Origin of the sequence: Nostoc sp. (assembly GCF_036919675.1) — a bacterium.
Taxonomy (GTDB): domain Bacteria; phylum Cyanobacteriota; class Cyanobacteriia; order Cyanobacteriales; family Nostocaceae; genus Nostoc.
This window is the reverse complement of the sequence record NZ_JBALCP010000057.1, coordinates 71750-92711: the sequence shown is the minus strand read 5'-3', so window position 1 is coordinate 92711 and position 20962 is coordinate 71750. Positions and strand designations below refer to the sequence as shown.

The 20962-nt window shown below is 40.8% G+C and carries 18 protein-coding genes and 1 pseudogene; 5 read left to right on the top strand and 14 right to left on the bottom strand.

Annotation, left to right across the window (positions count from 1 at the left end; all coding sequences use genetic code 11):
- Positions 1-172: 172 nt before the first annotated feature.
- On the bottom strand, positions 173-2041 hold the full coding sequence (ftsH4, locus tag V7K49_RS11135) for an ATP-dependent zinc metalloprotease FtsH4 (RefSeq protein ID WP_334873746.1): 1869 nt from the start codon (positions 2039-2041) through the stop codon (positions 173-175).
- A 92-nt stretch (positions 2042-2133) separates the two neighbouring features.
- Entirely contained in the window at positions 2134-2319 is a 186-nt protein-coding gene (locus V7K49_RS11130; RefSeq protein WP_334974369.1) for a DUF2949 domain-containing protein, read from the bottom strand.
- Between the two features lie 451 nt (positions 2320-2770).
- On the opposite strand from V7K49_RS11130, the gene V7K49_RS34640 reads away from it, so the two are divergent.
- Positions 2771-3028 carry an LCCL domain-containing protein gene (locus V7K49_RS34640; protein WP_442942330.1) on the top strand — a complete coding sequence of 86 codons (258 nt, stop codon included), beginning with the start codon at positions 2771-2773 and terminating at the stop codon, positions 3026-3028.
- 214 nt (positions 3029-3242) lie between these two features.
- Here V7K49_RS34640 and V7K49_RS11125 read toward each other — a convergent pair whose 3' ends face one another.
- Positions 3243-3686, bottom strand: a complete 444-nt coding sequence (locus V7K49_RS11125) for a TOBE domain-containing protein (RefSeq protein ID WP_334873742.1) — start codon at positions 3684-3686, stop codon at positions 3243-3245.
- A 361-nt stretch (positions 3687-4047) separates the two neighbouring features.
- On the opposite strand from V7K49_RS11125, the pseudogene V7K49_RS11120 reads away from it, so the two are divergent.
- Positions 4048-4362: pseudogene (locus V7K49_RS11120) on the top strand (hypothetical protein); the annotation flags it as partial.
- Here the strand turns inward: V7K49_RS11120 and V7K49_RS11115 are convergent.
- Positions 4299-4652: a S8 family serine peptidase gene (locus V7K49_RS11115; RefSeq protein WP_334873785.1), complete on the bottom strand. Its 354-nt coding sequence runs from the start codon at positions 4650-4652 to the stop codon at positions 4299-4301. The pseudogene V7K49_RS11120 and the gene V7K49_RS11115 overlap by 64 nt on opposite strands.
- 293 nt (positions 4653-4945) lie before the next feature.
- Between V7K49_RS11115 and V7K49_RS11110 the strand changes: the two genes are divergently transcribed.
- Complete coding sequence (locus V7K49_RS11110; RefSeq protein ID WP_335205568.1) at positions 4946-6391, top strand: FAD-binding domain-containing protein; 1446 nt, start codon at positions 4946-4948, stop codon at positions 6389-6391.
- A gap of 87 nt (positions 6392-6478) precedes the next feature.
- Here V7K49_RS11110 and V7K49_RS11105 read toward each other — a convergent pair whose 3' ends face one another.
- The 9 genes from V7K49_RS11105 to V7K49_RS11065 all read right to left on the bottom strand — a co-directional run bounded on the left by V7K49_RS11105 (position 6479) and on the right by V7K49_RS11065 (position 17256).
- The gene (locus V7K49_RS11105; protein ID WP_335205567.1) at positions 6479-7417 is read right to left on the bottom strand and encodes an ABC transporter permease; all 939 of its coding nucleotides are present in this window, start codon (positions 7415-7417) and stop codon (positions 6479-6481) included.
- Between the two features lie 76 nt (positions 7418-7493).
- Complete coding sequence (locus V7K49_RS11100; protein WP_335205566.1) at positions 7494-8555, bottom strand: ABC transporter permease; 1062 nt, start codon at positions 8553-8555, stop codon at positions 7494-7496.
- Between the two features lie 181 nt (positions 8556-8736).
- A complete protein-coding gene (locus tag V7K49_RS11095; protein ID WP_334873735.1) occupies positions 8737-8919 on the bottom strand; it encodes a hypothetical protein in 183 nt (60 codons plus the stop codon).
- Positions 8920-8934: 15 nt separating this feature from the next.
- Positions 8935-10431, bottom strand: coding sequence for an ABC transporter ATP-binding protein (locus tag V7K49_RS11090; RefSeq protein WP_335205565.1), 1497 nt, complete (start codon positions 10429-10431; stop codon positions 8935-8937).
- 198 nt (positions 10432-10629) lie between these two features.
- A complete protein-coding gene (locus V7K49_RS11085; RefSeq protein WP_335205564.1) occupies positions 10630-11685 on the bottom strand; it encodes a BMP family protein in 1056 nt (351 codons plus the stop codon).
- 759 nt (positions 11686-12444) lie between these two features.
- A complete protein-coding gene (locus V7K49_RS11080; protein WP_335205563.1) occupies positions 12445-13305 on the bottom strand; it encodes a toll/interleukin-1 receptor domain-containing protein in 861 nt (286 codons plus the stop codon).
- A 341-nt stretch (positions 13306-13646) separates the two neighbouring features.
- Positions 13647-14624, bottom strand: coding sequence for a hypothetical protein (locus tag V7K49_RS11075; RefSeq protein ID WP_335205562.1), 978 nt, complete (start codon positions 14622-14624; stop codon positions 13647-13649).
- A 142-nt stretch (positions 14625-14766) separates the two neighbouring features.
- Positions 14767-15987 (bottom strand): MFS transporter, encoded by a 1221-nt coding sequence (locus V7K49_RS11070; RefSeq protein ID WP_335205561.1) that lies wholly within the window; start codon positions 15985-15987, stop codon positions 14767-14769.
- 483 nt (positions 15988-16470) lie between these two features.
- Positions 16471-17256, bottom strand: coding sequence for a hypothetical protein (locus tag V7K49_RS11065; RefSeq protein WP_335205560.1), 786 nt, complete (start codon positions 17254-17256; stop codon positions 16471-16473).
- A gap of 1528 nt (positions 17257-18784) precedes the next feature.
- On the opposite strand from V7K49_RS11065, the gene V7K49_RS11060 reads away from it, so the two are divergent.
- The gene (locus tag V7K49_RS11060) at positions 18785-19030 is read left to right on the top strand and encodes a hypothetical protein (protein WP_334873723.1); all 246 of its coding nucleotides are present in this window, start codon (positions 18785-18787) and stop codon (positions 19028-19030) included.
- Positions 19011-19292, top strand: coding sequence for a hypothetical protein (locus V7K49_RS11055; protein ID WP_273764913.1), 282 nt, complete (start codon positions 19011-19013; stop codon positions 19290-19292). The genes V7K49_RS11060 and V7K49_RS11055 overlap by 20 nt, the downstream gene beginning before the upstream one ends.
- Before the next feature lie 205 nt (positions 19293-19497).
- Here V7K49_RS11055 and V7K49_RS11050 read toward each other — a convergent pair whose 3' ends face one another.
- Positions 19498-20715 (bottom strand): glycosyltransferase family 4 protein, encoded by a 1218-nt coding sequence (locus tag V7K49_RS11050; protein WP_335205559.1) that lies wholly within the window; start codon positions 20713-20715, stop codon positions 19498-19500.
- Positions 20716-20962 lie beyond the last annotated feature (247 nt).

The window sequence follows — 20962 nt, the reverse complement described above, 5'->3', positions numbered from 1 at the left end:
ACGGCTTGCGAGGTACTAAAAGTAGCACTTTGGATTCGATTGATCAATGCAATTAGTATATGTTGTGTTGGCGTTGCTGATTGCGGGATGAAAATGAGTGGCTTTTCTCAAACGCAGAGGGACGCAGAGTTTTTCTCTGCGTCCCTCTGCGTTTAAAACCTGATTTTCTTAATTATGAATGAGCTACACGTTTAACTTGACTCAGCAGACTGTGCAGTTTTTCCCCTTCAATGACTTCTGTTTCTAAAAGTTGAGTAGCGATCGCTTCTAGCAAGTCTCGATTCTCTCTGAGAATATTTAGGGCTTGTTCGTGGGCTGTTTCCACGATTTCCTTGACTTCACTATCAATAGCTTTGGATGTGTCTTCACTCACCGCCCGCCGAGGATTAGTCGCACCATTACCCAGGAACATTGCTTGTTGTCCTTGTTGATAAGCCAGTGGCCCTAAGACTTTGCTCATACCATAGGCTGTTACCATCCGTTCTGCCAAGTCAGTTGCTCGTTGCAAATCGTTAGAAGCACCTGTTGTAATGCTGTTAAACACAATCTCTTCGGCGGAACGTCCACCTAACAAAGTAGCAATCTGACCGCGTAATTCTTCTTCATTCATCAAAAAGCGGTCTTCAGTAGGTAATTGCAGAGTGTAGCCTAAAGCTGCCATCCCACGGGGAATAATCGAAATCTTTTCTACACGACCGTTTCCTGTTGTTAGCGCCCCTACCATTGCGTGACCGACTTCATGGTATGCAACAATCTTTTTCTCAGTCTCGTTCATCACCCGACTCTTTTTCTCTAAACCGGCGACTACCCGCTCAATTGCTTCGGCAAAGTCTTCTTGAGCAACACTTTGACGCAGATTGCGAGCTGCCAATAATGCCGCTTCATTCACCAAGTTTGCCAAATCTGCGCCAGCAAAACCAGGGGTACGAGTAGCGATCGCTTTTAGATTGACATCATCTCCTAGTTTTACCTTTTGAGAGTGAATCTTGAGAATTGCTTCACGATCAGATAAATCGGGACGGTCTACCAATACTTGGCGGTCAAAGCGGCCTGGACGCAGCAATGCCGGGTCTAGTACTTCGGGGCGGTTGGTAGCTGCTAGTACAATCACTGTTGCATCCCCAGCTGCAAACCCGTCCATCTCAGTTAGTAATTGGTTGAGGGTCTGTTCTCGTTCATCGTTACCACCGTAAAAGCCGTTACTGCTACGAGACTTACCGATCGCATCCAATTCATCAATGAATATAATACAGGGAGCTTGTTTTTTGGCCTGCTCAAACAAATCCCGCACTCTGGAAGAACCCACACCGACAAACAATTCTACAAACTCCGAACCAGAGATGCTGAAGAATGGAACTCCTGCTTCTCCTGCTACGGCTTTCGCTAAAAGTGTCTTACCTGTACCTGGAGGGCCAACTAACAGCACACCTTTGGGAATCCTAGCGCCAATTTGCGTAAAGCGTCCTGGAGTCTTGAGGAAATCCACGATTTCCACTAACTCAGTTTTCGCTTCTTCTACCCCAGCCACATCTGCAAAGGTGATTTTAGCTGATTCGCCCTCAACATAAACCTTAGCTTTGCTTTTACCAATAGAGAGAACACCTTGGGGGCCACCGCCACCACCACCACGGGCGAGAAAGAACTGCCAAATGCCGATAAAAATCAGTGGTGGAATCACCCAACTCAAGAGGGTTGTAATCCAAGTATTCTTAGGTGGAGGTGTAGCAGCGAACTCAATTCCTTTTTGTTCTAGCAGTTTGGGTAACTCTAAATCGAAGATTGGTGTAGTTGCAAACACCTGGACTGGCTCGGCATTTTCTGTTTTTAGTTGGTAAAGGATCTGGTTTTGACCAACGGAAACGCGGCTGACTTCCCCTTCTTGTACTTGATGAATAAATAGGCTATAGGGAACGCCAGCAGGACCAGAAGCAAATAAACCAGGCAAAAATAAATTTAAGAGCAGGAATAGCCCTGATACTGCCAGCAATATATTTGCAATGATCCGAAACCGAGGTGACTTAGGTTGTTCTTTAATTGCCATAGATGTTGTTACCAATCCTTAGAATGAAAACTGTTGAGAATGTGACTTTCTGGGAAAGTCGGCATATTTACCATCCGAATAGTTGAAGCAGCTTATACTGTTTCCAACCAATCAAAAATTTGGGCTAACTGATCCAGTGTTACCAGCCCATACTGCCAGAGGGTCATGGCTAGAAAGTTGGGGGTCTGCTCACAATGTCGCAAAGCAAGAGAAATTGCTCCATCAGAAATACCCAACTCCTCCTCTAAAAAATGCACTAATTTATCTGTCGCTTTCATAGTAATGTTAAACAATGTTAAATAAGTCTTATTTCTGAGAGAGCTTGACTTGTGTGATCTAATGTCCAGGCTGGATCACAAAATTGTACAGTTTGTCTTGATCGTCAAGGATACTACTACTTCTCATAAATTCTCCTGTCTAGTAATGTTTGCAGTCTTTTTTTATTTATGTAACTAAACTTAACAATTAAATTAATCTTTGGGAACTAACGAGCAAATACGGTTTACCGTACTCAAATAATTAACATCACTCGAAATGAGACAAAACGCAGAGATTGGAGACGTAAAGATAAATCCCCGTGTGATGTTCATTTTTCACCAATGATTTCTATCTTTAGATAGATATATACACAATCTGGAAAGTGATCTGTTTATGATGGGTTGTTCAGTGACGTAAAAACTTTACCAGAATTACACCTAGCATATTGACACTGCTTAAATATTCATATGAATATCTAATTACAGCTATTTTCAGGTAAATAGACCACGCAGTAGGGGCGCAAGTCCTTGCGCCCCTACGACAGTTTATACCGACGATTCCTCAATTTGCAATGCGGCTGTACATGCCGGACTAATCACAACTAGAAATGGCGGACAAGTGAGAATTAGAATTTGTCCGGGAGCAGTTTCCTACTATGGGACGACTCGTAATGGAGTGAACAGCCGAAACTACGGTAGTTGGGGAGGAAGTTTTATTTTTGTTAGATGATGACTATCAGTAGTTCACTAGAAAATTCCTGGGGCAAACAATGGCTTTGCCTTGGAACATAAAAATCAAATTGTTGAAATGACCGCGTTCATCCTAGCTTTCACAAAGCTATTAAACAAAATATAATCAATTTATATTGCAGTTCTCCAAAATTAAAAATGTTAGTGATGATAATTCATCCTCTTAATATCCAACGCCAAAAATCAATGTTTTTTTATTCTCTGGCAATGACAATATCATTAGACTTAATGACTGCATAAGCTTCTTTTCCTTCAGCTAGTTCTAACTCTTCTGCGGAAGCTCTGGTGATAATAGACGTTAATTCTACTTTATGAATAATCTCTAGAGTCACCTCACTATTAACTGCTCCATAAATAACTCGTTTAACGACACCTTTAAGAATATTGCGAGAGCTAACTTTTAATGATTTCTTTTGAATATTACTTTCTCTCTCAGGCTTTTGAGTATAGGTATCTTCCTGTTTTTCCTGTTGACTTGGTGGTGAGATTGGTGCTGATGAGTGCTGATTGAGACTACGCACGAGTTCCCGCAGAATCTCAGTCTTGGTGCGTTGAGACTGTTCACAAAACTCCTCTAGAATCTTCCGCTCGTCCTCTGAGGTTTGAAATGTGACCCATCCTTGTTCTTTTCTTGGCATAATATATATTATCAATTTTGGTTATCTTGGTATGATTCTACCAAGTATCAATTCGATATGTCGTTTTAGTAATAACATTTTTTTTATCAGGATTTTCGGCATTTTCAGCGAAAATTAATCAACTAATCTGAAATAGATGATACAGATAACTATATAAATATTTATTTTTTTGCAGGTGGAAAATATTCTGTTACTTGAAAATATCTAACTGTCACTACATTTAATACCAACAAGGATGGTATAAGATTGGGCTATGGTATTTGTTGGAATAGCGAGCGCAGAGGCAATCTGGCAGAAAAAACCGAAAGCGGCGATCGCGTGAGTGCCGTAGGATTATTTAACGTGAGTTCACAGCAGGGGGATGAAACACCTAAAATCGCGTTCTCAAAACCTGCGGAGTTTATTTGAGAACAATATCACCATTGAATACGTGGCAGAACCCCTCAAATCTATGCCAGCTGATGCGGGGGTGAAAAAAGTGCTGCATTGGATGCAGGCACAAAATTTTGATGTTATCGGCGTTGAGACGGGAGATATTATTAGCGGTTATGTAGAACGCTCTAGTTTGATTCAAAGCAAACAAGGCAAGTGTAGCGACTATTAACAAGTGTTTCATCCAAAAGAACTAATTACCATTTCCACCCCACTTATAAAGTTGCTACCCATTTTGCAACAAACTGAAGCAGCAACCGTTGACAAAGTATCTGACACAGTTCGTCCAAACAGGTATTCAAGAGTTCCAGAGATATTGAGTTTGCCAACTAAACAACGAGGTGGATCGGGAGTGTCGGCAGGCGAACAGGGCAATGCAGTATTTAATAGTGCTGCCCTGACTTTTTGCGGATCGGGGGTTTCGCCCCGCTCTCTTTGTAAACTTAATAGCAGCGCTGCCACTCCCGTTGCGATCGGTGTAGCAAAACTTGTCCCGCTTAACCGAGTTGTTCCGCCTCCAGGTTTTGCCCCCAAGATATTTTCGCCCGGTGCCAAAATGCCTTGAGCCTGGTAAGTTTCGCCCCAGTTGCGAAGAAGCGTCTACGCTTTTTTTTTCCTCTGTCAACTCTCTTACTTCAACAGCACTAACATGTAGAGCGTTTCTACAGCACTCAATTAACAACTGGCATAGCTTCGCGGACTCGCTTTGCGTGGCGCTATCGGCTTTAGCCGTGGGAGAATGTCAAAGAAGAAATTTATCGCCAGAATGATGTTCATTGGTACCACTAGCATCTAAGCTAGTACGGGTGAACTATATCCAGTATGGAATGTCTGACTTAATTCTGTTTTGGCATCGGCGCGATTTACGCATTTCTGACAATACGGGACTGGCTGCGGCAAAACAGCAGAGTCCGAAAGTGATAGGGGTGTTTTGCCTTGATCCGCATATTCTGGAACGGGATGATGTTGCTCCTGCGAGAGTAACTTATATGATTGGGTGTTTGCAGAAACTCCAAGAGCGATATGCTAAAGTTGGTAGCCAGTTATTAATACTCCACGCCAATCCTGTACAAGCGATACCAGCTTTAGCAGCGGCTTTAACAGCCAAAGCTGTTTTTTGGAATTGGGATGTAGAACCTTATTCACAAGAACGCGATCGCACCGTTATAAATGCCCTCAAAGAAAAAGGTATTCAGTTTCTTAACCAAAACTGGGATCAAATCCTCAACTCTCCAGATGAGTTACGCACCGGTGGTAACAGTTTTTACACGGTTTACACCCCCTTCTGGAAAAATTGGATTACCAAACCCAAGGCTCAACCAGTAGAAACACTGCAAAATGTTGAGGGGTTAACGGAAGCTGAACAGGAAATTGCAAAACTTGCAGGAGCGATCGCATTACCTTCAGCAAAAGATTTAGGATTTATTTGGGATGGAGAATTGATTATTTCACCCGGAGAGGCGGCGGCGCAAGAACGGCTAGAGGAATTTACTATTAAAGCTATTACTGAATACCAAGAACAACGCAATTTTCCGGCAGTTCATGGAACATCGCAACTGAGTGCAGCTTTGAAATTTGGCGTAATTGGCATTCGCACCGTTTGGCAAGCCACCATAGAAGCACAAGAAAATAGCCGTAGTGAGGAAACAGCAGTTAATATTCGCACGTGGCAACAGGAATTAGCTTGGCGGGAGTTTTATCAACATGCAATGTATAACTTCCCCGAATTAGCTGACGGTGCTTTCCGTGACACCTTCAAAAACTTTCCTTGGCAAACTAACGAAGAATATTTCCAAGCTTGGTGTGAGGGGAGAACTGGCTACCCGATTGTAGATGCAGCAATGCGCCAATTGAATGAAAGTGGCTGGATGCACAACCGTTGTCGGATGATTGTTGCCAGTTTCCTCACCAAAGACTTGCTAATTAATCCCCAATTGGGAGAAAAATACTTTATGCAGAAGCTGATTGATGGTGATTTATCTTCTAACAATGGCGGTTGGCAATGGAGTGCTTCTAGCGGCATGGACCCGAAACCTGTGCGGATTTTCAACCCAGCCAGTCAAACACAAAAATTTGATCCAGAAGGGGAATATATTCGGCAATGGGTATCAGAATTGCGGTCTGTAGATCCAGAATATTTAGTTACTGGTAAAATTCCACCTTTAGAACGTCATGCTGTTGGCTATCCTGATCCAATTGTGGATCATAAAATACAACAACACCAGTTTAAACTGCGTTATCAACAGCAAAAAACCGTTAGTAGAGGTGATTGAAATAACTTTTGACAGATGGTTGAAAAGTGATGTCACTTTCTTGCCGTTAGATCAGGGGTCAAAAATATTCGTCGAAGGAACGTTTTTTTAGTCTGAGTGGCGATTTTCTCCAAAGTAGGGAGTACCTAAAGCTTTAGGGGGTGTAGATTTTCCCAACTTACCCACTAATGCTAATAAAGCGATCGCATAAGGTAGCATTACTAAAAATTGGTAAGGTATATTTGCCCCTAATGCCTGAATTCGCAGTTGTAAAGCTTCTGTAGCCCCAAACAGCAAACAAGCCAAAGCACTACCAAAAGGATGCCATCTGCCAAAAATTAATGCTGCGATCGCAATAAATCCCTTACCAGCACTCATCCCCTCGGCAAAAAATCTGACCTGTACCAGAGTTAAATAAGCACCTCCCAAACTCGCAAGAGTGCCACTAATCACCACAGCGATATAACGGACAGTTTGTACCGAAATTCCAGCCGTATCAGCAGCTTTAGGAGATTCTCCGACTGCCCGCAATGTCAGTCCAAAGCTAGTTTCAAATAAAATGTATGTAGTTAAAATAACTAATATAAATAATAAATATACTAAAATATCTTCTTGAAATAGTAGCGGCCCAATCAGGGGAATATTGGCTAAACCAGGAATAATAATTGCCCCGATTCCAGGTAACTGCTGTGTACTACTGCCATTAAAGACTAACCGGGCCAAAAACGACGTTAACCCAGATGCGACAAGATTAATTGCTAGTCCAGACACCAATTGGTCAACACGCAAAGTTACACATAAAATAGCATGGAGTAGTCCGACTAATCCCCCAGCAATTAAGGAAGCGAGGATACCAAGCCAGGGATTACCAGTGGAGAAAGTGGCAGCAGCACTGGTAAAAGCGCCAGTAAGCAACATCCCTTCCAAGGCGATATTTAACACCCCTGACCGTTCTGAGTACAATCCTCCAAGGGCAGCAAATCCTAAGGGGACTGCTAGACGCAAAGTAGCTACCAAGTAATCAGAGAAGAAGTTGAGATTATTCATAGAGCTTTTTTTAAACGCAGAGGTTCGCAGAGGAAAGCGCAAAGTTTCGCAGAGTTTTGTCTGGTGTTAGTCTGCGTTAAACCTTTGTGCTTGTCTGGGTTTTTCCTCTGATCTCTCTTTCGATTGCGAAACTGATAGCAATAAACAACACCATAAAACCCTGAATCGCATAAACCACAGTTACCGGCACACCTGCACTACGCTGCATCACATTCGCACCACTGCGAAGCGCCGCAAAAAACAAAGAAGTCAATACTACACCGATAACACTACCACGACTTAAAAAAGCGATCGCAATGGCATCAAATCCATAACCTGGTGAAACTTGTTCAAATAGTCGATATTTCAACCCCATCACCTCACAACTCCCAGCCAACCCAGCTAAACCACCCGCAGCAGCCATCACCAGCATAATGGTACGTTCAACAGATATGTGGGCATAACGGGCGGCAATCGGGTTAAATCCCACTGCTGTAATTTGATAACCTAGAGGCGATCGCACTAACAATACCCATAAAATACCTGCGGCAATTAAAGCTAATAAAATACCAGCATGGGCGAGGCTTTGTGGTAATATAATAGCTAAACGGGATGTTTTGGCAATTAATGATGAATAAGGACTAGGCGCACCTGCTGCCATTAATGGATTTTGGACGAGGTAGCTAACTAAATTCACTGCGATATAGTTGAGCAACAACGTAGTAATTACTTCATTCACTCCGCGCATTGCTTTGAGATAACCAGGAATCCAACCCCAAACGGCACCAAAGAAAAATCCTGCCAAAAGTGCTAAGGGGATATGAATCACCGCAGGTAATCCTTGCACATATAACCCAATTAAAGTACTTCCCAACGCACCCAGATAAATTTGTCCTTCCCCACCGATATTAAATTGCCCAGCCCGCAACGCCACTAACACGCCTAAACTGGTGAACAATAGCGGTGTCATTTTGGTGAGAGTGTTACCAAATCCAAAGTAGGTAGAGAGAGATTCTTGAAATAAGATGCTGTATGCGGTGATGGGATTTGCCCCAGCAATTAACATCAGGATAACACCGACGATCAGGGCGGAGGCGATCGCAATTAGCGGTGATAGTATGGGCAGCAATCTAGGATGAATCCGATTAATTAGTGTCATTTATATCTGATTTATTGAATTCCTATAAATGCCAGCACACCTATATACTGGGACATAACTGGAACATAAAAAATCGCATTTTGAAACTTTCCTAAGGGACTTCCAGTTAAAAAAACATCTTATACCATTTTTCTATAACAATGGGCTTAATTGCTTATAGATTAGGACAATGCGATCGCTTTTAGGAGCATTGATTTATATTATTCTGTTGATTCGGAATTGCTGAAATCTGATCAGCAGTTAAAGTTACAATTTTCTCATCCTGCATAATCCTAATTGATTGACCAAGCTGGCGATGCTGTTCAATGGCTGATGCAGTTGCTGCTTTTACTCTAGGATCAATTTTGCTATGCAAGTTTTTCATTTATTACCTCTGTAATTAGACTCTAAAAAGATTTGGTATTTTATTCCCTATTTGTCCTCCAGCCATCAACAAACCAATTTCTTCCACTGTCGCCGTCTGTGCATCCAAAATAGCGACAAACTCACCTCTGTAAATTACGGCAATGCGATCGCTCATTGTCATCACTTCTTCTAACTCAGTAGAAATATACAAAATTGCCGCACCGCGATCGCGTTCTGTTAATATTCGAGAATGGACGGCTGCTGTCGCCCCTACATCTAACCCTCTTGTGGGTTGCATGGCGATAATTAAAGCTGGTGCTTGCGCCAATTCTCGCGCTAACACCACTTTTTGTTGATTTCCTCCCGAAAGCTGACTTACCTTGATATCAATCCAATTCGCCCGAATGTCAAACTCTTGCATTGCAGCTTGGGCACGATTGGCGATCGCTTCTTGTTGTAACAAAAAACGGCGACAAAATGGCAGATATTTAAAAGCTTTTAAAATCAAGTTTTGGGCGATGCTAAATTGCAACACCAATCCCATTGTCTGCCTATCTTCTGGGATGTAGCCCACTAAGGAATGCTTGTACGTAAACTCAATTTTACCCTGCTTAATAGTCCGCAAAAGAGCGATTGCATCAGCTAATTCTCGCTGTCCATTCCCATCGACACCAGCAATTCCTAAAATTTCCCCCGCCCGCAGTTCAAAAGATACATTATTTACAGCAGGAATACTTTTTTCATCAGCAACTTGTAAATTTTGCACCGACAGGATAATTTCTCCTGGTAATGTTGGACTTTTATTTAACTGGAAAGCTACTTCCTGTCCTACCATCAATGTTGCTAACTGCTGAGGTGTCGCCGCTGAAGTTGATGTTGTTGCTACTACCTTTCCCTGGCGCAAAACTGTTACTGAATCACAAAGATTCATTACCTCTTCTAATTTATGACTGATAAAAATAATTGTGTTGCCTGCGGCTGCCAATTGGCGTAAGATAGCAATTAATGATTCTACTTCTGGCGGTGTCAAAACGGCTGTAGGTTCATCAAGAATCAACAATTTTGCTCGACGGTAGAGAACTTTGAGAATTTCTACCCTTTGTTGTGCCCCAACAGATAAATTTTCAACTTTGGCACTGGGGTCAGTTTCTAATCCATAAGCTTGGGATAATGCGGCTATTTCTTGCTGTTTATATTGTAAATTCAGTCGCCAAGTTTTCTCTGTTCCTAAGATAATATTTTCTGTGACAGTCAATTGGGGTACAAGCATGAAGTGTTGGTGAATCATGCCAATGCCTAATTTAATTGCCTCATTTGGTGAAGGAATTTTTATTGGTTGTTCTTGAAGGTAAATCTGACCAGCATCAGGTTGATAGAGTCCACTAATAATATTCATTAAAGTACTCTTGCCTGCACCATTTTCGCCTAGTATTGCATGAATGGTTCCAGATGCAACAGAGAGATTGATATTGTCGTTAGCGATAAAAGAACCAAATCGTTTGGTAATATTTTTTAAGCGTAAATAGTTCATGTTCACAAAAATGATAGATCGGAGTCAGAGTTTCAGCCCAGATTTTAAGACTATAGTCCTGACTACAAAAGCTTTTTAAGATATTTATATAGCAGTCTTAAATCATTTGTAAAAATAAATTAACCGCAGAGGCGCAGAGAGAGCAGAGAGAGGAATCGAAGATTTTCACGACTCATTTAGGATTGCTATATGCTAAACCTATGTTGTTTTCTTCACGCAGCGTGTATCTTTACCAGTCTCTTTGCAGTCTTCAAAAACGATTTTTTTATTAACAATCTCTTGCTTTGCATTCAATACCTTTTGCTTAACTGCCTCCGGTATCATTGCCCCAAATTTTCCTAAAAATAATATATCTGTTCTTTCTAATCCAATTGTATATATTTGTCCTTTAATTTGTTTTTGTTTAGCTAATTCTGCTATATATGCTATGGCTAAATCTAAGCGTTTGACAGCGCTGGTTAAGACAGCTTTTGGTGCAACGTCTAATTGATCATTTGTGTTACCAAAAGCATATACCCCTTTTTCACCTGCTGTTTGTAAGACGGCGGCTGAGGCATTATCTAACCATTGATAGATGACATCAGTACCAGAAGAAATTAGTGCGATAGTCGCTTCTTTGGCTTTGGCAACATCATTCCAATCACCCGTAAAAGTAGAAATAATTTGAATATTTGGTTTAACAGACTTTGCCCCTAATTCAAATCCCCGCAGTTCTCCCTCGGTAGCGGGAAACTTCTCTCCAGCAATATAAGCTAATTTATCAGATTTAGTGACAGAAGCACCGATAATGCCACACAAATAACTAGCTTGTAGGTGATCTATTCGTAAAGAAGCAATATTCTCACCTTTGAGATTACCATTTACTCCAACAAAAAATGTGTTGGGGAATTGTGAGGCGACTTGTTCAATTGCGGCATCAAATTGTCCGCCATGCGCGAAGATGAGATTGTAGTCTTTACGAGCAAAATCTGTTAATACTTCTGTTTGATCTGCTTGTGCTACTTTTTCTACATAGGCGGTTTCTGCACCTAGCTTTTGTTTTGCTAGATTTATTCCTTCATAACCAGATTCATTCCAGGCTTTGTCGGTAATCATTCCAGGGAGAGCGATCGCTATTTTAAACCCTTCAGCACCACCCGTTGTTGTCGCTGTTGGTGTCGTCGGCTTACTACTGCAAGCTTGCACTAGTAAGCTGGTACCAAACGCCGCTGAACCAAACAAGATAAATTCACGCCGACTAAAGTTTGTTGTCATACCTCGCCTTCAGATAGATAGCTATTTTAGTTATTTCAACACTCTAAAGTCGTATGTGGTATTTTGGAAATAATTTTTCCCGGATATCGCAATCAAGGTACAAAAACGTCTCTTCTGTACGAGAGGCTACTTCGGCTACGCTCAGCACAAGTGCGCCAACGAGACGCTCTGCGAACGAACCCATGTTTTGGCTTACAACCAACGATATCCAGCCCAAAATTAGAACAAGAACGCTCAATAAAGTTAAGTCCTGACTAGTTAAGGCAGGTACTTAAAAAAAGGGGGTGATTTGGAAACGAACTTTGAATTTGCCACAAAGGGGAGCGGGTTAACGAAAGAGCCATTTTGTCTTATGTGCAATCGTAAACTTCACCTGGAGAGGGTTTTTGCTCCATCGCTGATTCAAGAACTATTTATGAGAATGGCGACGCCTTATTTTTACATGCCGCAGTGACTCTCACGCAGAAATTCTCAACAAGGGTCGTTTTTGAGAATACAGCAGCAGACAGCATATAAAAGTTGACGAGTCTGCATATTGATTTATGATACTTATGCATTTAATAAAATAAGCTAAAGCTAAATTAACTTCCGCAGGGACTTAAACATAATAATTGCCAAAAATAATCTTTTTGGGATGTTTTTATCAGTTGCAATCTTTACGTTTAGGTAAGAAAATAACGGTAAATAAAGATTTTTGATATTAAAAATTAATGCAGCAAAATCAATACAAAAAGTAGCCACGCAAATAAATATAATTATTTAAGCATTAATCGCAGGTAGTATTTTATTTACAACTTTGTCAATACCTAAAGACCAGTCAACCGCAACCCTATCAGCCAAAATTGGTGAATAGCTATAAACATTTTTTGGTGTAACGTTATACCAGATAGGTATAATAACATTGCGTTTCTCTATAATCTCTCGTGTAAAAACTGAATCATATTCGCGCTTTGACCATCCACCATTGCTTAAAAAGTTTTGGGTTATGATAAACACGCATTTTTGACATTCCTTCAACCCTTTCTCAATGCTATCTCTAAGGCTATCTCCAACTTTTAATGAATATTCATCGTACCAGACTGGACACATAAGTTTTTGAAGACGTATCGCAAGCGGCTGTGCAATTTCCAACTTATCGCGAGAATCATGAGAGATAAATGCCTGTGGCTTCTCAAATTTATTCCGCTGTTCAACATATTCTACACTTCGGAAAATAAGACTATGACCTTGTAACTCGGACTTGCTGTTTATCTGCTCTTTCAATTGAGCGGAAACTGGTTGCTCTGAATACAAATATACACGCCCTGTAAAAGTGAGGTCACGTGCATCTTGCATATCTATATCCGCAAAACCCACAAGACCAGCACGTACTTGAACATCTGTTTCACACCATTTTAGCAGATCATTTATGTCATCTAATAATAAAGTTTCTGGACATTCTACTTTGTCTGAAAATGGTATATAAAACGATATATAGACTCCACCAGCATCAAAATCACAATGAACTCGCCCAATAGTTTCTAACAGAACATTACCAAACCTGTCACTAACCGATATTGTCTTGTTCAAAGTAAGATTATTTGAGGTATCTTTGATGAAATACTCATAAAGCGATGCCATATTTACCTATTTGCTAGTTTTGTTTTCTTGGTGTCTGTCTCATGACACTGGGATAACATTTTTCCCCAAGTGTGGAAATAAAATCCAGAATAAATATTGCTGGCAGCGATTGCCCCCCCGTATTTTCTTCCTTCAAACCCGAAAGTGAATTGCCCCTGCAACCCACGTGAAAGTTAAGTGAAACTTATCGCCCCGCCACACCAGACCGATAAGATTTCATCATTATTCACTTTGGTGAACGAAAAACGTGGCTTTAAGGCTGGTACGCTGGGAAAGTGTAAAATCTTAGCCGGGAAGCGTTACAACGAGCAGGGCTAGAGGAGGGGGGATTCATTGAGAAGTTACGTCTTCACAGGTAAACGAAAAATTGTCCATAAGATGAGCAGGAAGATTAAGTAAATTGCCCCAACCAGCCCAAACTCAATCAGAGGGATATAGGTTACTTCGTAAATTCTGCCCAAGCCTCGTTCAGTCAGTCCATAAACGGCCAGTACACTCACTAAAAAGGCTCCGTAGATAGTACGTTTAGTCAAGATACTAACAGGTAGACCGTGGAGCTGAGTAAGCACTAAAATGCCAAGAAAACCAAAGAAAAATGTTGGACACTTGCTTTGTCCTAGCATCAAGGATACAACTACGCTATGTAAAAGCACCGTAATTTCCAAAGTGAATGTCCACCAACGGTTTACATGGGTGCGGTTAAAAATCAATGATGATTGGAGTAGAAGCAAGAACATATAGAGAAAACCAATTAAGTGCCCCAAAGTCGCTTCCATTGGATGATACCAAAAGGTGTAGATCGCGGCAAAGGAGAAAAAGTAGCCGTGGTACAGCTTGATAATTTCCAAAAACTGTTGATGGAATGGAACAGAATTGCCGAAAAACAAACCGCGTCGAGGCGTTTCTAAAATAAGTACGAAGACCAGTAGGAGTACAACCGCACCTTGGGAAGTCCAAATTGAAGTATCTTGAGCTAGAGCATCGTACCAAATATAGGTCTGGAGAAAGTGTAAAGCGATGAATGCACCATTAATGCCAAGCATAAGGTAATTAATCGGGTGCAACGCTGATTTATATTTCAACTGCGATCGCTGCGCCCACAAGATACACGCCCAGATGCTAAACTGATGCCCAAGGTACATGCCCCAAGCCGTCGCTCGACTCCAAAAGGTCGGATTGGGAAGCTTCCAGTAGTACCAGTTTAATCCTTGGTCAGGAAGTTTGGTGATGCTTGCAGGAATGCCCCCACCGATCCAAATTCCGTAAGTGAGGAGGATGCTTACAAAGATGCCTAAAAACAATACTCGGCGACCTGTCATACTAATTTTAGATTTTAGATTTTAGATTTTAGATTTGCGATTAAAAGTCTTTAGTACAAGGCTATTCAAAAAATTATTAAGCTTGGTTATCAAAGCCTTCTGAATCCTGAATCCTTACCTTTTTACTTTGAAATCAGGATTTTCAGGCTACACGTTCTGTCTTTGATTCAGATGCGCTTTTAGTCACTCGCAAACTAAGAGTCAAAGCTATCAGCACTATTAAAGATCCACTCAAAAAAGGAGCAGAACTCCCAAATTTCATAAAACTAGCCCCTGCCCACGTTGGCCCACCAATGCGTGCCAACGCAGAGCAAGAACTGGCAATTCCTAATATTTGTCCTTGTTCTTCTGCGGGGGTCATCTGGGAAATCAGGCTGTTCAATATTGGTTGACTGACACTAATTCCCCATGCCAAAAGTGTGGTGGACACCAACAATAAAATTAAGCTTTGTGAGAATCCAATTAGCAGTAATCCTAAACCTAACCCTAATATCCCCAAGATAAGTAACTTTATTTCACCCAAGTGTTTCTTGAGGAATCCGATCAGTCCTCCTTGAATGATTGTGCTGACAATCCCCATGAAGGCAAAAAGATAACTAGTTTGTTGAGGACCCCAGTTTAATTGCTGCTTAGACCATAAAGCCAATGTAGAGTCCATAGCCGCAACAGCAAAGGTTACTAAAAAGTAGATGCCAAGAAGCATACAGAACTGGGGACGCTGTGACAGATGTAGCAAGTTCAGCCGTTGCTGACGGTAGCGATAAGCTTTAATTTTGGCTTTAGTCTCAGAATTTAGAGATTCTGGAAGTAATATCAAAGCACAAAGCAATGCCAATAAAGATAATCCGGCTGCGAACAACGACGGTAGATGGAAGTTAGCGTTGTCCGCATCAGACCCAATCAAAAGACCTCCAATCGCTGGGCCAAGAATGAAGCCAAGACCAAAAGCTGCTCCGATTATGCCCATGCCACGAGCTCGATTAATTGGCGTGGTAATATCTGCTATGTACGCTTGAGCAGTAGCAATATTCCCTGCCATAATCCCGGCAAGACTACGAGCAATAAACAAAATCCATAATGAGTTGGCAAAGCCTAACCCAGCGTATGCAATTACAGAACCTAATAAAGTAAATAATAAAATCGGACGACGACCGTAGCGATCGCTAAAACTACCCCATAATGGTGCAAATAAGAACTGCATTAAAGAATAAATAGCTATAAGTAGAGTCGCTTCATTAGGTTTTGCGCCGAATTGTTCAGCATACAAAGGCAGTATCGGCAGGATAATTCCGAAGCCGAGCAAGTCTATAAATACAGTTAAAAATAAGACGAATATAGCCCTGCTATTATTTTTACTATCCATAAGTGCAATTCCTTTTTAGAAAAAATATGTGTAACTTAGATTATTTTTATGGACATTAGGGAACACTTAATAATAAAGATCCATTGAATGCAACTAGTAATCAGTTCAAGCAAAATGCATGAATTTGAGTGTGGTTGAGCAAAATAGCGTGGAACAAACCCATTATAAAAATCAAGCCAATAATACTACTAATGAAAGCAACTATGAACTCGTGCTTCCGTATAGCTTTTTGGATCTTAGCGTCTATCATTCCTTCTAATTCTTTGTATGACATTGACTTTAATTTTGCTAAAAATAACAATTATTTAGAACTTACGAACTTATACCAATCCTTTGTGAAACTGCATAAAATCAAGCTTGGTAAGACAATAAGCTTAAGCCTATTTTTCGCGAGCAACCTTATAGGTAATTGGTATTACAGAAGTTTGAATATATCCGAAACGTCTAACTTATTAAATGAAATATTTTGACACCGTGGGAGTATCAAGTGCGTTGGCGTAGTTTCAAAACAGCACCTGAAATACCAAAAGCTAATATTGCCAAGGTATAAGTTGGTTCGGGAACTGCAATAATGCTTAACTGATTAATGGCCAAACCGTATTGTGGCTCAGAACTGCTAAAAACGAGTCGCGAGATGTTTGGAGTATCACTACGAATCCCCAAGAACACTGCCGAATTATCTAATGCTAATGACGAAGTACTTAGAACGGAGAAACTACCCAACAGGTTATTGGTGTTATCAAAAGCGGTGATAAAAGTTTCAACTTCCAAATTACTAATGTCTACTGCTATCTGAGCACCAGCGCCAAAAACTGGCTGGGCAAAATTAATGCTAAAAGGCCCTCCATTCCCCTGAGGACGAGGATCAGGAGCACCAGGAGGAAGAGGTTGAAAACCTGTTGGATTTATACCTCCGAAGAGAACAAAATCTCCTTGAGCAAAGTTAGTCCGAATCCCAGGTGGAGGTAAAGTTTGAAAGACAAACGGTGGAGTAATCTGAGGTTTATTAGTTGGAGCTATATTTATATCCAACCCTAAGCCACCTTGTGATGTTGCTAAAAAAGAGTTAGGTAAAAAAGTAGAAAAGTCAGGAGCGGAGGGATTGAATACTTTACCTAAACTTCCCCAATCGACTTGATCATTGCTTCCCAAGACAGCGCGTTCAGTTACTAAAAATGTAGCTGCTTTAACTGGTAATGCAAGAACCGTTATTATAGCTGTGATTGCTGGTAGATATTTGACAGATAACTTAAATAATTGATTGCTCATAAATGCCACAAGGCTTCCTCTTTAATTTTTTAGAAAATATCATCAAAATGTAATAATTCAACACCCAGCATCAGGCAATGCATTGTTCTGGTCGAGATAGTTATTCGCGTAGCGTCTTTGACAGGAGAAGCAACTACTATGTTCAATGGTTATGTTGCCAAAACTTCTTCAGGGCTAGGTGGTGAGAGTTGACACAATTCATACTTTTTCCAGCCTAATCCCATTTTTGCAACACAACTTTTATCCTAAGGTACAAAGACAATTGCTCGTGTCTGTATCACTGACCAGGAAAGTTATTAGCAGAGATAGTTTCAGCTTACAGGTCAGCGGTGGCAGATACCCCAGGTAAAAATTGGGACACATCTAAGTACTAGTGCAAAATTAAATATACATTTGTCATTGTGAATGAATTGAAGTGAAATAAAGGAATCGCAAGGGTTTGGGATTGCTTCTTTACATTAATAGACATAATAATATATACCTTTGTAGTTTTACGGTTCAAATATATTTATCGTTGTAATATTTGCATATTACAATGTTCAGAATTATAAAATTCTGATGAAATATACCTAAACATAATTAATCTTATTTTATATATGTGGTGAAAGAAAAATGCATAAAAATTCAGGTTTATCAAAAATTTGTTATTGTGTCGGAAATATTGAGAAGCAATAAAATTGTGATCTATGCACTATACAAAATAATCGTCTTATGTATCAACGTAAATAGGTTGTTTCAGGTTTTTGCTAAGGGACTTCCAGTTAAAAAAACATCCCATCGTAGGGGCGCAAGTCCAAGATCCCCTACAAATGTACAAATAATTTTGGATAATTTATTTTTTGTCAGTCCCTAATCACCTTTTATTAGTTGCATAGATGTAACCCAACCCAGGCATGGCTAAAAGGTAATTGAAAAATTTAGCTAGAAGCTTTGAAAACCACATCTACTATTTTGGCTTCTGTGTCAATGCGTCAGCCAGAGGCAGTTCTTGGCAGGGGCGAGGCAGAACAGCGCTCAAATATCAGAAGATTTCGCCCCTAATGGCGGCGGCTCGTACCGAAAATCCTTTTTCTCCGTTACCCCCTTGCCTCTTTTTGTCAAGTGGCGTCCCCAACAAGATGAATGAAGTCTCTTAATCTTGGGCGCGATCTGTTGACATCTATAATTTATACGGCTTATTATTTATTAGGCATTTGTACTTAATTTTTTAGAGCGATCGCTTGTCTTCTCTAGCAGAGGTTGCGCCCTAAGCGTTCGCGTAGCGTCTCATAGAGAAGCTATGCCGCAGGCTTTAGGACACACTGCGCGTAGCAAGATCCCCAAAGGGTTATGCCAACTTCTTCTGGTGCAGCGATCGCACCATGATCGAAATTGTCTAGCTCTCAGCCTAGTTTACATAATTTCGGATACATTACCGCAAATGCGCTGATACTTTATTTTGCCCTCTTCATAAATTCCGCAAAAACACCGTTACGCTATTTGTACTTGTGATCAAAACTTAGAGCATCCAGTTTATTAGGGCGTGTTTATGACCAACCCTGTAACGATGGTTATCCAAGTCAATATGGAGATGGCTCTAGAAGTAGCTCAAGAGTTGGAGCTTGCTCCACACACTGAACTCAGTACTTATTGTTTAGAGATTTTACAGGAGATAGGATGTCCTAGTACTGAACTCCCAGTTAACTTACAAACTCGCGATCAGCAGCTTAACTTTATCACAGGCTTTGCATCTTATGCATTTGGGGAGGTACAAAGTGTACAAAGCATTAATTGAAGATATCTTCCATGATCCAGAAAAAGCAGAAGAAACTACTTTTCCCGCTACAGATAAAGATTTGTTAATTTTGACCGAAAAATTTTTAGGGTTTGAAATTCCTTCAAAGGTTTTCTTGCAAGCTATAGCCATTGCTGATTACGACGGTGCAGCTGCTTTTCGCTACGTTGATAATTATTTGACTACCCTCAAAAATAAGAATAAACGTAAGCATAAGAAATTACTTGTGTTAGGAGCTTCGACTCGGTTTGACAATAATTGACGTGCTTCTTCACGAGCTAACCCTGAACCAATACGATTTAGATAAGATAATTTGCACAACTGAAGTAGAGACGTTGCAATCCAACGTCTCTACACATATTTGTCCCACACCGACAAGAAAGAACAATTAGAATTTATCTAGAAGCTAGTGGTGACATCTTTATTAGACTAAGCATTTTTATGTGTGTGCTAATTACGAATTAGTACTACTCTCTCCTCAGACAAACTTGTTCATAGCTTTTACCAGCGATATCCCAAGTGAATTCTGTTTCTACCAGTTGTCTGCCGTTGTGAGACAATTGCGATCGCAGATGTGGATGATCAAATAGTTGACTAATAGCGGTGACGTACTCTGCCGGTTTATTCGCTCGTAATGCCCGTAATGAATCACTAGCAACATCTACGGCTAATCCTTCTAAACCGCGATCGCTTGCCACTATGGGTACACCAGCTGCCATTGCCTCTAAAGTTTTATTTTTAATGCCAAACCCAGTTCGCATGGGTACAACGCAGATGGTGGCTTGATGTAGATATTCTACCATCGAAGGTACACGCCCAATCACATTAATTCCTGGTTTTTGATCAAGTTCTAAAACTTCTGGCACTGGATGAGAACCGACAATATCGAAAGTTGTATCAGGATAAAGTTTTTGGATTTCGGGCAAGACTTCGTTACTGAAAAAGCAGACAGCATCAATGTTTGCCAAATTATCCATTGCACCGATAAAAATTAAGCGATGTCCTCCTGGATCGGTGCTACGGTTCGGGAAAGAAACTAAATCTACACCATTGGGAATAACTGTAATTTCACTATTGCGATTAAGCTCTTGTAGTTGAATTTTATCTTCTTCTGTTGTCACTACAATTGCCGAAAATTTAGCACAGTAATTTTGCTCATAACGACGCAAAAGTGGCAAATTAATTTTGTCTCTGAGGAAATTTTCCGAAATACCTGTTGCTAATTGGTTGCGACAAGTAGCGTAAACAGAACTATGAATATTAACTATAGTTTTTAGCTGTTTCTGAAAATGCGATGGTACATAAATTTCATTGACGCTATGTTCGCAGGTAATCACATCACATTTTCCCGCTTCCACCCAGTTATCAACCCACGTTTGCATCTCAATTGAGTAGCGATTGAGTACGCTTGGCGGTGTCCCTTGTTGCAAAAATCTACCAAATCGCTGTATTTTCTTCAATATTCCGGTGGTTCCAGAATCTCGCGGACGTTCAAAAACAGCTAGATGATCCACACAATCGTGTAATCCTGCTACTTCTGCATCTGTCACATCGCCTTCGCGTTGAGTTGCAAGGGTAACAGTATGGCGTTGACTCAGGTATTTAAGTAAATTAAATGTCCTTACTTGAGTTCCCCCGCGCGTTGGTGGGTAGGGAAAGGTGGAAGATAGCATTAAAATGTTCATAAAAGTGATGAATCAAATGTGATACATACACCATGACCTCATAGGAGGCTATATGTCACGTCGCTTTTCTACCAGACGCGCAAGGGACGCTCCGAATTCAAAATTCACGCATTACAATCCCCATAAATAAATTTAGCATCAAATCTGAGCCGAATGCGAGTGCCGTAGAGCGGCTTTTGACGCTCACGGACTCCTTGGCGTAGCCTCTGGTAAAGTTGGGGCTACGCTATCGGATCAGAACTTTCCA

Bases quoted from the DNA above. Each gene is read 5' to 3' on its own strand.
- ftsH4 (WP_334873746.1), bottom strand. From the start codon at position 2,041: ATGGCAATTAAAGAACAACCTAAGTCACCTCGGTTTCGGATCATTGCA.
- V7K49_RS11130 (WP_334974369.1), bottom strand. From the start codon at position 2,319: ATGAAAGCGACAGATAAATTAGTGCATTTTTTAGAGGAGGAGTTGGGT.
- V7K49_RS11125 (WP_334873742.1), bottom strand. From the start codon at position 3,686: ATGCCAAGAAAAGAACAAGGATGGGTCACATTTCAAACCTCAGAGGAC.
- V7K49_RS11110 (WP_335205568.1), top strand. From the start codon at position 4,946: ATGTCTGACTTAATTCTGTTTTGGCATCGGCGCGATTTACGCATTTCT.
- V7K49_RS11105 (WP_335205567.1), bottom strand. From the start codon at position 7,417: ATGAATAATCTCAACTTCTTCTCTGATTACTTGGTAGCTACTTTGCGT.
- V7K49_RS11100 (WP_335205566.1), bottom strand. From the start codon at position 8,555: ATGACACTAATTAATCGGATTCATCCTAGATTGCTGCCCATACTATCA.
- V7K49_RS11095 (WP_334873735.1), bottom strand. From the start codon at position 8,919: ATGAAAAACTTGCATAGCAAAATTGATCCTAGAGTAAAAGCAGCAACT.
- V7K49_RS11090 (WP_335205565.1), bottom strand. From the start codon at position 10,431: ATGAACTATTTACGCTTAAAAAATATTACCAAACGATTTGGTTCTTTT.
- V7K49_RS11085 (WP_335205564.1), bottom strand. From the start codon at position 11,685: ATGACAACAAACTTTAGTCGGCGTGAATTTATCTTGTTTGGTTCAGCG.
- V7K49_RS11080 (WP_335205563.1), bottom strand. From the start codon at position 13,305: ATGGCATCGCTTTATGAGTATTTCATCAAAGATACCTCAAATAATCTT.
- V7K49_RS11075 (WP_335205562.1), bottom strand. From the start codon at position 14,624: ATGACAGGTCGCCGAGTATTGTTTTTAGGCATCTTTGTAAGCATCCTC.
- V7K49_RS11070 (WP_335205561.1), bottom strand. From the start codon at position 15,987: ATGGATAGTAAAAATAATAGCAGGGCTATATTCGTCTTATTTTTAACT.
- V7K49_RS11065 (WP_335205560.1), bottom strand. From the start codon at position 17,256: ATGAGCAATCAATTATTTAAGTTATCTGTCAAATATCTACCAGCAATC.
- V7K49_RS11060 (WP_334873723.1), top strand. From the start codon at position 18,785: ATGACCAACCCTGTAACGATGGTTATCCAAGTCAATATGGAGATGGCT.
- V7K49_RS11050 (WP_335205559.1), bottom strand. From the start codon at position 20,715: ATGAACATTTTAATGCTATCTTCCACCTTTCCCTACCCACCAACGCGC.